We start from the raw sequence: 12,396 nt of genomic DNA, 5'->3' as shown, positions 1-12,396 counted from the left end.
GAAAAAGGATGAAAGGTTGTCCTGCGTTAACGCCCAAGTGCTACAGCAAGTGTTGAGGTCGTTGGACAGGGCTTTTGTCGATATGCAGTCAAAGAAGAAAGGGTTTCCTCGCTTCAAGAATAAATATCGACTGCGCTCTTTTGTTTACCCTCAAATGCTCAAGGATTGTGTTCAGGGCAATCAGATCAAACTCCCTCAATTGGGGTGGATTAAATTTAGAAAGTCCAGGGATATTCCCGAAGGTTTCGAGGTTAAACAGGCGAGGATTGTGCGACGGGCATCAGGTTACTTCGTGATGCTTTCTCTACAATTGGATGTCAGTGTCCCTGATGTTCCATTCCACGGGCATCCCTTGGGCATTGACTTGGGGTTAGATAAATTTTTAGCAACCTCCGATGGGGAGCTTGTTGCAAGACCTCGATTCTTGAACCAACTACACCGTGAGCTGAAATTGCTACAACGTAGATTAAGGAACAAGCAAAAAGGGTCTAACAATCGTCACAAGCTCAACCAACGGATTGCTAGGTTACACCAACGCATTTCTGATACTAGAAAAGACTGGCATTTTCAATTGGCTCACCATCTTTGCGACCAAGCCGAAGCCATCTTCATTGAAGACATAAACTTCATCACTTGGGCAAAAGGAATGTTGGGCAAACATACCTTAGATGCTNCCATCTTTGCGACCAAGCCGAAGCCATCTTCATTGAAGACATAAACTTCATCACTTGGGCAAAAGGAATGTTGGGCAAACATACCTTAGATGCTAGTTTTGGACAGTTTGTCACCATCCTTAATTGGGTGGCATGGAAGCGGGATGTTTTTGTCGCCAAGGTGGACAAGAATTATACTTCTCAAATCTGTCCTAACTGCGGGTTCCACACGAGCAAAAAGTTACTCTCCGAAAGAGAACATAATTGTCCTGAATGTGGATATAAAACCAATAGGGATGTGGCTGCCGCACAGGTGATCAGAAATCGTGGTATTGAATATGCGCTAGGGCATGGCGTATCTGAAAATGTCTGTGGAGACGATCTAGCGGGGGCAGNTTGGACAGTTTGTCACCATCCTTAATTGGGTGGCATGGAAGCGGGATGTTTTTGTCGCCAAGGTGGACAAGAATTATACTTCTCAAATCTGTCCTAACTGCGGGTTCCACACGGGCAAAAAGTTACTCTCCGAAAGAGAACATAATTGTCCTGAATGTGGATATAAAACCAATAGGGATGTGGCTGCCGCACAGGTGATCAGAAATCGTGGTATTGAATATGCGCTAGGGCATGGCGTATCTGAAAATGTCTGTGGAGACGATCTAGCGGGGGCAGTAATGCCTAGCCAAGAGTCTGTGAAGCAGAAACTTTTAGGTGTGAATCTAAGAATCCCCCGGAAGAATTGCTTTAGCAATTAACGGTGGGAGTATGTCAATTTTCAGTCACCCGTTATCAGTTGTAGGGGTAATTCAAAAATTACCCGTACCATTGGATGATTGCCTAACCTTTCCGGACAATTAAATGGGTGGGTTTGTAGCGAATAATAAAATTGGTCATCACATCTCGCTCTTCGGGGGTGGGTGTTGCTAAACAGCCGGCTGTTCCGCTTTGGGAGTTGTTTTCAAAGGCGGAAGGGTCGTAGTGAATGCCAAATCCCCCTCGCTGGGTTTCAAAGGTTGGGGTGACAGGCGACCACACGCCCCCAAATTCGCCTTCTGCGTACTCCACATGACCGGGATAATCAAAGCTGTATATCCCAAAGGGTATCGGGGTTTGAGACTCTGGGAAATTGGATGGTTCTTGCAAGCCCACCCGACCGGAAATGCAGCGTATTCGGTTAATCACACGACCTGTACTATCGATTAACTCGGTCTGATAAACCTTTAGCCCTCCAGCAATAGATTGGGAGGTTTGAGTCGCCACGACTTTTGGCCCACTGAGTCCATCGGTTGTTGAAGGCTGGGCTGTGTTGGGAGTGGGGCGCAGGACTAAAAATTCCATCGCGACCCAACGATTCGGGCCAATAGACACCCAATTCCAGTTTCCCACTTTCACCGGAGAACCTATCACTACAACTTCGGTACCGTTGGGGATACTATCGATAATCTCACCATTCGGGCTAGAGCGAACATTTAAGGGATTACCCTCGGTTCTCACAATGGCAGTATCGCTCATCAAAATAAGGGGATAAGGTTAACAAACTGAACACTAAGCCTGTTCAATTCTATACCGTTATTGTGACGAGTGCGGAAAGAACGGACAAGTTTGTATTTATTGGGGAATGGGTACAACAATTGAATTTTGGTTGGGTTCTAGTTTCAAGAGATATTGATGATACTTCAAAATTGTGAGACGATGACTAACACTAATATAGGTGATTTTTAAATCGGTCAGTTGTTGATAAAGGAATTCTTCGTTTTCGGAATCTAAAGCACTGGTAGATTCATCTAATATTGCATAACGAGGTTGATAGAGAAACAGACGCGCAAAGGCTAAACGCTGCTGTTCTCCGGTGGATAAAATTCGACTCCAATCTTCGATTCTATCTAAATCTGAAAGCTTGACTGCTAATTTGTTCAGATTAACTTGTTGTAAAATGTGATAAAGTCTTTCATCAGAAATGTTGGGTTCGGTTTGAGGATAAAGTAATTGACGACGCAAAGACCCTTGAAACACATAAGGACGCTGAGGTAAGAATAAAATCTCTTCCGGTTTGGGTCGAAAAATGACTCCTGAACCCGATTGACCTAACCCTGCAATTGCTCGTAAAAGTGAACTTTTTCCGACACCACTGGCTCCGATAATCAGCAGATTTTCTTGAGGAGAAATCGAAAAAGATAGATGGTTGATGATTGTTCTTTTCTGATCAGGCGTTTGTAAACAAAGGTTTTGAAAAGCGAGTTGAGAACTTTCAATGATTTCAATCGTTGTTTGATCGGATTTGAGAGTCGGAAAGTTGCTCATCAATTGTTTTAATCTTTCTAAGCGATTCGCTGTAGCTGCTAAAAGGCTGAGTTTATCGAGTTGAGCAATCATTAAGGTCAGAGCAATTAAAATGGTTTTAAATGCGGTTCCAGCTTGGGTAACAATTCCGACTTCTAGTTCTCCCGAAAAAATCTGAGGCGCGAGAATTAATCCAGGAATGATAAACGTGATGTATTGGTAACTGTTTTGAAAAAGATTGAGATAGAGTTGCCATGTAATTAAATGTTTGAAGTTGATAAAAACTTGTTGGAATTTATTCCAGGATATATTTAATTCTTGGCTTTGACCTTGATAAAAAGCGATAGACTCTGCTTGTTCTCGAATTTGAATTAATCCATAACGGAAGTCCGCTTCTTTTTGAAGTTGTTTATAGTTTATCCCGACTAAGATTCGACCAAAAAACACGGTTGCAAATACAGTCCCGATGAGAGAATAACTCACGAGAAAAGTCATTAAAAATGGAGAAATTGTCCAGAGTGTACCTGTGAAAGCGATCAGTTGTAAAACGGAGTCGAGTAGACTGGAGAATAAAATAACCGACTGTTGAGTAAAGGTTTTAATATCTTCAGCAATTCTTTGATCAGGATTATCAATCTCCGAAGATTCGCTCAGAAAGTAAAAAGTAGAGTTATTCAGATAGGAATTGATCAAGTAATGCGTTAGCCATCGTCGCCAGTATAGGCTTAATTTTGCTTGACAATACAGTTTGAATGAAGAGGCGAAAGTACCGATGATAATCACGCCGATAAATAAGAGTAAGGCTTGCTGAAAACGTTGGGAGTTTTGAGCAACCAGTGCTGATGTTATTTCTCCTAAAAAAATAGCCACTGCAACTAATAAACCCGAAACCAGCAGTGATAAAATAATAATTACAACTAAAAGAGAGATCGCACCCCATTTTTCAGAAGAAGACCAATAAAGATGAGCAACGGATAACCATTTTTCCCAGAGTTTTAGATTAATTTTTTTGATCATAAAATTGATATTCGTGAGAAGCCAGTAAACGCCAATTCAAATCCACTGATAGTTCTAATACTCGTTGATGATATTTGAAAAGGGTGGAACGATGACCTACACTAATCAAATGAATTCCTGTTTTTTGAAGATGTTGATAGAGTAATTCTTCATTGTCTATATCTAATGCACTGGTTGCTTCATCTAAAATGGCGTATTCGGGTTGATGTAATAGTAATCTCGCAAAAGCTAGACGTTGTTGTTCTCCAATAGAAAGCACTTGTGACCATTTTCTGATGATGTCTAACCCACCGTATTGAGTAGAAATATCGGGTAAATTAACCTGTTTGAGAACATCGAGNGAGTAATTCTTCATTGTCTATATCTAATGCACTGGTTGCTTCATCTAAAATGGCGTATTCGGGTTGATGTAATAGTAATCTCGCAAAAGCTAGACGTTGTTGTTCTCCAATAGAAAGCACTTGTGACCATTTTCTGATGATGTCTAACCCACCGTATTGAGTAGAAATATCGGGTAAATTAACCTGTTTGAGAACATCGAGTAATTGTTGATCATTCAACTGATTTTCTGGATGAGGATAGAGGAGTTGCTGACGTAAAGATCCTAAAATCATATAAGGACGTTGAGGAAGAAAAAGCATTTGTTCTCGCTGGGGTCGAGTTATTTTTCCTTCTCCAGATGTCCATAAACCTGCGATCGCACGCAGTAAAGAACTTTTTCCAACGCCACTCGCTCCGGTAATCAGTAAAGATTCGTTTGATTGAATAATCAGAGATAGGTTTTTAATTAATGTATTTTGATAGTCTGGCGTTTTTAAGGTAAGATTTTCAAGAATAAAGTTTTGACTATCTTGAATTTGTATAACGGAGTTTTTGGACGGTTGACTGGAAGTTTGGAAAGCTTGATGTAGAATAAATAAACGGGTTGTTGATGCGGCTAAAGCACTTAGGTTTTCTAATTCATTTAGAATCAAACTGAGTGCGAACCAAATGCGACCAAATGCAGATTCAGATTGAGCGATAACGCCAATTTCTAATTGTCCTGATAGAATACTCGGTGAAAGAATAATAACAGGTAAAATAAACGTGATGTATTGCAGGCTATTTTGAAATAAGCTGAGATTAAATTCCCATTGAATAAGTCGGCTAAAGTTTTGATAAACTTGTAAGAATCGATGATGGAGTTCTTGGGATTCTTGGGATTGACCCCGATAGAGTGCGATCGCTTCCGCGTAATCTTGAACATGAACTAAACCGGAGCGAAGTTCGGCTTCTTTTTGGAGTTGAATATAATTTATTTTAGCTAAAGTTCGAGTAAAAATCAAGGTGGCGATGAAAGTTGCAACTAAAGCATAAAATACTAAAAATAGCGTTAAAAAGTGAGAGATTGACCACAGCAACCCGATAAAGAAAATGAGCTGTATAACTGCGTTTAAAAATAAAACAAAGAAATAGAGAGATTGTTGAGTAAAAGCGCGAATATCTTCTGAAATTCGTTGGTCTGGGTTATCAATTTCTGAATGGGTGTTGAGGTGATAAAAGGCTTGATGATCTAAGTATCGTTCGAGAAAGTTGCGAGTCATCCAGCGTCGCCAATGTAAGCTTAAATTGGCTTGAATGTAGTTATTAAATCCCAGGCTAGGAACACCGATTAAAATCAAGCTTAAAAACAGTAACGTGGCTTGCCAAAATCTTTGATAATTTTGAGCCGCTAGACCTGATAATATTTCTCCTCTTTGTAANAATGTAAGCTTAAATTGGCTTGAATGTAGTTATTAAATCCCAGGCTAGGAACACCGATTAAAATCAAGCTTAAAAACAGTAACGTGGCTTGCCAAAATCTTTGATAATTTTGAGCCGCTAGACCTGATAATATTTCTCCTCTTTGTAATGTTTCTAGGACGAGAAATCCACTGCTAATAAAGGATAAAGCAATCAGGAGTAAAAGTAATATTTTGGCTTTTTTCTGATTTCTAGAAGACCAATAAAGTTTGGCAATGATCCAGAATTGCTGCCAGAATTTGGGCGATATTTGCTGATTCATCTAAAAGCTAACTCGGTAATTAAAACTAAGGGTTCGACCTCGACCCGGACGACGGTTATCATTACTGGTTCCTCCTAAAACTTGAGACTCTACGGGGAAATAAAAGTTGTCAAATATATTTTCAATTCCAATATTGAACGTTCCCGGCCCGATTTGAATACTACTAATTAAATCAACAACAGTGTAACTTTCTACTGGGGAGGAATCAATGTCATCATCAAAGGCTCTTTGGCGATCGCCAACCACGATTAATTGTAAACGATTAAACCAACCTTTTATAAATTCACTTTCAACATAGGCAGTCACTTTTAAAGGTGAAATTTCTGTACTGGTAATTGCGAGATAATTTCCATCATCTTCTACGTCAACATCTCCTTCTTGCCAACTGACTGTACCTCCTAAACTTAACTTATTAAATGGTTGCCAATNCTCTTTGGCGATCGCCAACCACGATTAATTGTAAACGATTAAACCAACCTTTTATAAATTCACTTTCAACATAGGCAGTCACTTTTAAAGGTGAAATTTCTGTACTGGTAATTGCGAGATAATTTCCATCATCTTCTACGTCAACATCTCCTTCTTGCCAACTGACTGTACCTCCTAAACTTAACTTATTAAATGGTTGCCAATCAACCGTTGCTTCTACGCCATAAATCCGTCTAGGTGCGCGGACAGGTAAGAATAAACCATCCCCCCGATCAATAGAAACGACCCCAAATTTTGAATCATTATAAAAACCTGAAACTGTAAATTCAAAACTTGACCAAGTTCCTCTAACTCCAAGTTCATAATTACTCACTTTTTGAGGCTGAAGATCATCAACATCTTCTGAAATTGAAAATCCTTCTTCTGGAAAAGTCAGTAACTCGCTAAATCGTTGTAAGGAAAATCCCTGAGAAAAGTTGACAAAAATATTAAATTGATCGGTGATTTTATAAACTGTACCCAAGTTAAAGACCACATTACTAAAGTTTAAATCNTAACTCCAAGTTCATAATTACTCACTTTTTGAGGCTGAAGATCATCAACATCTTCTGAAATTGAAAATCCTTCTTCTGGAAAAGTCAGTAACTCGCTAAATCGTTGTAAGGAAAATCCCTGAGAAAAGTTGACAAAAATATTAAATTGATCGGTGATTTTATAAACTGTACCCAAGTTAAAGACCACATTACTAAAGTTTAAATCACCTCCTTCAACATCAATTCCTTCAAAACTCGTATACTGAGGAATACTGACATCAAAATTTGAATAACGCGCACCCGCATTAATCACCCAATCTTGACCCAGTTCCCATTTTAATTGACTAAATATTCCTAACTCTCCAACAGTATATTCAGGAATAAAGGTGCGTTCATCAATTTTGCGAATCGTTCGTCCGCCACTTTCATCAAATTCTTCAGCATCGATAATATCATAGGTATTACTCGGTCGATCATGTTTATAATCTGCTCCCCAAAATAAACTCGCTCCGGTAAATAAAGGCGTATTAACTTGTAAACGTCCGCCCCAGTTTTCGACATCAATTTGACTGACATAAACCTCTTGCAGCAAGACTCGACCATCTTGAACTCCTTGGGACTCTGGTTTAGAGGTATAGTAAGCTTGAAGCTGAACTTGACTATTAAAAAATAAATCGTCATGGCTATAAACTAGATTCGCCAACGTATTACGATTAAACGCTGGATTGGTATCAATAAAGTCTTGATTTCCGACTTCTATCGCTCTAGCTTTACTGGTTCCTGCCGGAAGTTCATTAACACTTTGATCGAGAATTAAATTATTCTCAGCTCGCTCATTATAGTAATAGTTAAACGTGAAATTTAGTCGTTGTTTTTCAGTAAAATAAATCCCTAAACTCGCTAAAGCATTAAAGGCTTCACTTTTATCTAGAGGGCGAAAATTAAAAATCGGATCTCCTTCACCATCATAATAGGTTTCGGTTCGCTCTCGGGAAAAATTTACCCGAAAACCAACTTTAGGAGAAATCGCACCCGACAGAGAATATTCCAGAACATTCCCATCACTATCTCCCTCAAAAAATGAATTATCTGCCCCGGAAAAATCAGCGCCGACTCTAATATTTGTAACAGGTACTTCCGAGGGTCTTCGAGTCACAAAGTTAATGGTTCCGCCTGTTGCTTCTGAACCATAAACGGCGTTTGGGCCGCGTATTACTTCAATTCGTTCAATCGCATCGGGAGAAATATTTAAAAATGAACCTCGAATTCCGTTAGAATCAATCGGTACACCATCAATTAAATAAGAAGGCGGACGTCCTCGCAATGTTCCATTTTGATTTCGTTGTAAATCTGGGGGCGAAAATCCTGGAACTTCTCGAGCGAGAATTTCTCTTAAGTTAATTGACATATTACTCTGTTGTTCAATTTGTTCTCGTTCAATAATGGTAATCGAGCGAGAAATATCGTCAGGATTTTCTTCGGTTCGGGTGGCGGTTACTGTGATTTGAATAATTTCTTCGGGAGTAACACTTAAAACTAAACCGGTATCACGAGGATTAACTGTTACAGTCGGAATCGCATCTTCTCCAACAATAATCACTTGAACGCGATTTTCACCGATTTGTTGGACTCGAACAGAAACTATTCCGGTGGCTGGATTTTCGGCTTGAAAACTTCCCCCACTCGGTAAAGCTAATACGGCATTAGAAACTTCAGTGGTTAATGTATTTCCGTCTACAGAAGTTGATGTTTGTAGGGTCGCTTGAGTAGCGGTTTCTAAGACAATATCTACGCCTCCGGCTGTCGGATTTAAACTCACTCCAATAATTTGTACAACGGCTGATTCGGCTTGGGTTACTTGAAAGGTTTGAGGGGGAGGAGGTGAGAATTCTGGAGAAAGATATTTAGCTTCGGTAAAAGGTTCTTCTATTTCTTGAATACTTGAAACCTCTGAAACTTCTGGTTCATATAAACTGATTGTTAATGGCTGAGTTGCAGTGAGTTGTTCGGAGGGTGATTGACAGTTATTTGCTATTTCATCTTCTGAAGTTAATTCCTCGGCTTGGCGTTCGCCTTCTCCTGCTAAACAAGTGGACTCAGCAAAAGCAACTGGTGTCACCCCCATACTGAGCAAGGTGGCTAAGAAAAATGACAGGTAATTTTCATCTAATTTCATTAGAAAAAATTGAGGCGGCTAAGTCCACAAAACTAAGGCGAACAATCGAGCTAAAGAAAAGGTTTTGAGAGAAAATAGAGGTTTATATAAACTTCTATTTCTATCTCTCTCAACGAAAAGATTTAATGTTTACAACTGTACAGAAATGATGCGACTGGATAAAGATTCAGGAGTTTGATTGACAACTGCCGCTAAGACCTCGCCACTGCTGGTTGAAATTTCTGTATATCTAACACTACCCGCAGCATTAAATAGAGAACTGAGATTAAAAACACCTTGTTCTGCTAAACCTGCCAAATCCAAATCAAAAGGCAACAACTCTAAGGTGTCTTCTATATTAATACTTTCCTCACTAAATCTTAGATTACCTGCGGTTAATCCTGCGGCTAATCCAATCGAATCAGTGTTATCAAAGTCTAGGATAAAATCACCAAATTGATTGGATACTCCCGGCCCTTCCNTCCAAATCAAAAGGCAACAACTCTAAGGTGTCTTCTATATTAATACTTTCCTCACTAAATCTTAGATTACCTGCGGTTAATCCTGCGGCTAATCCAATCGAATCAGTGTTATCAAAGTCTAGGATAAAATCACCAAATTGATTGGATACTCCCGGCCCTTCCGAACTCAAAACAAAGACATCCGCACCTTGATTTCCGATGAGATAATCTTCTCCTCTATCACCGGAGAGGGTATCATTTCCTAAGCCACCCACTAAAGCATCTCGATCTAAACCTCCGAATAACAAATCATTTCCGTCTCCGCCATCGAGGTTATCTAACCCTTTGTTTCCATACAAGGTGTCATTGCCAAGCTGTCCAAACAGTTCATCTTCTCCGATACCGCCAAACAAGGTGTCGTTCCCCCCTCCCCCGGATAGGGTGTCTCGATCTTGATTTCCATTGATCAAGTCGTTACTCGCTGAACCCGTTACACTGTCATTCCCAGCTAAAGCCGCTAAACCTCCTGGGAAGTTGGCAAGCTGTCCTGTGAGTACAGTGAAGACATCGGGGCCTGGAGTCAGTTGGAAAACGTTACTGGAGGGATCAAAGTTACTGGTCATGTTTAAGAATCTTTCTCAATTAATAAAACAGCTTAGATTATAGCGGACTGGATTGAAAGGCTATCAAGATTGAGGAATGCCACTTCAGTCAGTTGCAACAGTTGGCACAATAGATGTTCGAGTCTTACAAATAGATGAGATTAAATCTTTTTAATTTCATTGAGTCTATCAAATATTGGGACTTTCTCTAGACTATTTTTAGTCATTCTCAAGTTTTCTCAAAATTTAACAAGTCTTACTCTCATCTAAATCAGCGACTTTTGACTTCGATCCAACAGCCGAAACTGATCACACTGTTCACCCGTAGGCTCACAGTTCCAACCTCCAAAACTCAGTCATAGCCTTTACTTGAGGTACTTGTAGCCAGTCTGAGAGTATCTTTTTTTGTTGGTCAGACTCAGCAAAGGTAGAGTGTACCGATTCTTTATCCTCTTGTCAACTGCTACTAAATCCTAAAATCTTATTGATAACACTTTTCATTTAGCACAGATAGTGGTATAACGTAAAGCATCCGTTAGGAGTTTCATTGTCTACCTCAGAAAGCGAGTTCCATGCAATTCAGTACCTTAGTGCAAGATGCAGGCATCGTGGCGTGGCCGTTGCTTGTATTCTCTATATTAGCGATCGCCTTTGTGATCGAGCGGGGTTTTTTTTGGTTCCGCATCTGGCGGCGTCAAAGTCAAGTCGTGCGAGAAGCCCTAAAACTCTATAAGTCCTATCCCCAACAGGCTATAGACCTTCTGCAACTGAATGTCGATCTTCCCATTGCGAGAATTTTTCTCGAAGCCCTCGAACTTGAAGAACCGAACCCCGAAGAATTTCGCATCGCGATCGAGAGTGCCGCCCAAGCCGAACTTCCGGTTTTACGCCGCTTTAATAGTGTGTTTGACACCATTATTGCTGTTTCCCCGTTACTGGGATTATTGGGAACCGTTTTAGGATTAATGACTGCATTTTCTTCTCTGCGAATTGGTGATGTTCAAGGAAGTAGCAGTACAGGGGTAACAGGAGGAATTACCGAGGCTTTAGCTTCTACCGTATTGGGGTTGATTGTAGCAATCTTTACCCTTTTATTTGCCAATACCTTTCGCGCCTTTTATAAACGGCAAGTTGCCCTGATTCAAGAATACGGAGGTCAACTCGAACTCCTGTATCGTCGCAAATATGAATATGATAAATTGCGAAATAATGCCCTCGTTCATAAAGCCTAATTCAAAACGTTTTAGATCCTTATAGATAGCTAAATTTATGATCAACCTCATGGATGACGAAGCAGATCGTCCGGCAGAAATTAACATCGTGCCGATGATTGATGTGATTTTCTCAATCTTGGCATTTTTCATTATTTCTAGCCTATTTTTAACCCGATCAGAAGGATTACCCGTTAACCTGCCCAAAGCCTCAACATCTCAACAGCAAAAAACTGAACAAATTGCTGTGACAATTGATAGCGAAGGAAAAGTGGCGCTTAATCGCGAAAGCCTCGCCGTTCAACAATTGGAACAGGAAGTGCGAAAACTTATTCCCCAAAATGATAGTCGCATTGTGATCCTAAATGCGGATGAAGCGGTTAATCACGGAATCGTTGTGGAAGTCATGGATCAAATCCGACGAGTAGAAGGGGCAAAACTGGCGATCGCCACCAAAAAACCTGATTCTCCAGGAGAGAATTAAAGATTTCAAATCCTAATATTCCTCAGAATAGTTGATCTTTCAATTTTTCAGTTATGAGTCTCTCAGAAACTTGCATTGAACAACGACATAAAGACGAGCAAAAAGTCAAACTCTGGATCATCGCAGGTCTAACGATCTCAGCCGTCCTTCATGGGGGACTGTTTGCTTTGGCGTTCAGTGGTTTTCTGGATCGAGAACTCGAAATTGTTGAAGAAGATGCCATAGAATTTATCGTCGTAGAAGAAGAGGTCGTCGAAGAAGAACAAGAGGTTGAACCCTCACCCGAAGAAGTCGTCGAAGAACCCGAAGAAATTGTTGAAGAAATTCCCGAAGAAATTGTTGAAGAACCCGAAGAAATTCCCGAAGAAATTGTTGAAGAAGTTGTTGAAGAATTCGCCTCTGTAGATCCTCCGGTCGATCAACCGGAAACTGAATCATTACAGCCAGCCCCAGCAGACCTACAAAGCCTTCCTGAAGCTGAACCCGAACCCGTCGCCGAACAACCGCCCCCCGAACCTGCACCTATT

At 40.4% G+C, this 12,396-nt stretch carries 9 protein-coding genes and 4 pseudogenes; 6 read left to right on the top strand and 7 right to left on the bottom strand.

The annotated features are described in order from the left end of the window. The 3 genes and pseudogenes from WN50_RS01140 to WN50_RS01130 all read left to right on the top strand — a co-directional run. Positions 1-673, top strand: a pseudogene (locus tag WN50_RS01140) (RNA-guided endonuclease InsQ/TnpB family protein); the annotation flags it as partial. Between the two features lie 68 nt (positions 674-741). Continuing rightward, positions 742-1,048, top strand: a pseudogene (locus WN50_RS01135) (zinc ribbon domain-containing protein); the annotation flags it as partial. 30 nt (positions 1,049-1,078) lie between these two features. Then, complete coding sequence (locus tag WN50_RS01130) at positions 1,079-1,408, top strand: zinc ribbon domain-containing protein (protein WP_200906180.1); 330 nt, start codon at positions 1,079-1,081, stop codon at positions 1,406-1,408. 82 nt (positions 1,409-1,490) lie between these two features. Here WN50_RS01130 and WN50_RS01125 read toward each other — a convergent pair whose 3' ends face one another. From WN50_RS01125 to WN50_RS37265, 7 genes and pseudogenes are all read right to left on the bottom strand, one after another. Further along, positions 1,491-2,165 carry an SH3 domain-containing protein gene (locus WN50_RS01125; protein WP_046280696.1) on the bottom strand — a complete coding sequence of 225 codons (675 nt, stop codon included), beginning with the start codon at positions 2,163-2,165 and terminating at the stop codon, positions 1,491-1,493. A gap of 96 nt (positions 2,166-2,261) precedes the next feature. Continuing rightward, a complete protein-coding gene (locus WN50_RS01120; RefSeq protein WP_046280695.1) occupies positions 2,262-3,950 on the bottom strand; it encodes an ABC transporter ATP-binding protein/permease in 1,689 nt (562 codons plus the stop codon). Further along, positions 3,934-4,227: an ATP-binding cassette domain-containing protein gene (locus WN50_RS01115; protein WP_342586719.1), complete on the bottom strand. Its 294-nt coding sequence runs from the start codon at positions 4,225-4,227 to the stop codon at positions 3,934-3,936. The genes WN50_RS01120 and WN50_RS01115 overlap by 17 nt, the downstream gene beginning before the upstream one ends. 64 nt (positions 4,228-4,291) lie before the next feature. After that, a partial coding sequence (locus tag WN50_RS37280; protein ID WP_425354772.1) for an ABC transporter ATP-binding protein/permease occupies positions 4,292-5,677 on the bottom strand: 1,386 nt, incomplete at its 3' end. Between the two features lie 746 nt (positions 5,678-6,423). After that, positions 6,424-6,976 (bottom strand): annotated as a pseudogene (locus WN50_RS37275) (TonB-dependent receptor domain-containing protein); the annotation flags it as partial. 1 nt (position 6,977) lies between these two features. Continuing rightward, positions 6,978-9,081 (bottom strand): TonB-dependent receptor domain-containing protein (locus WN50_RS37270; protein ID WP_425354771.1); only part of this gene is annotated, 2,104 nt, incomplete at its 3' end. A 512-nt stretch (positions 9,082-9,593) separates the two neighbouring features. Continuing rightward, a partial coding sequence (locus WN50_RS37265; protein WP_425354770.1) for a calcium-binding protein occupies positions 9,594-10,195 on the bottom strand: 602 nt, incomplete at its 3' end. A gap of 551 nt (positions 10,196-10,746) precedes the next feature. Here WN50_RS37265 and WN50_RS01075 point away from each other — a divergent pair. The 3 genes and pseudogenes from WN50_RS01075 to WN50_RS01065 form a co-directional block, all read left to right on the top strand. Beyond that, positions 10,747-11,406, top strand: coding sequence for a MotA/TolQ/ExbB proton channel family protein (locus WN50_RS01075; RefSeq protein WP_046280693.1), 660 nt, complete (start codon positions 10,747-10,749; stop codon positions 11,404-11,406). Positions 11,407-11,455: 49 nt separating this feature from the next. Then, entirely contained in the window at positions 11,456-11,869 is a 414-nt protein-coding gene (locus WN50_RS01070) for an ExbD/TolR family protein (RefSeq protein ID WP_046280697.1), read from the top strand. A 53-nt stretch (positions 11,870-11,922) separates the two neighbouring features. After that, positions 11,923-12,396 (top strand): annotated as a pseudogene (locus WN50_RS01065) (hypothetical protein); the annotation flags it as partial.

Source organism: Limnoraphis robusta CS-951 (genome assembly GCF_000972705.2).
Note: the sequence above shows the minus strand (reverse complement) of the source record. Positions and strands in the feature narration are given on the sequence as shown.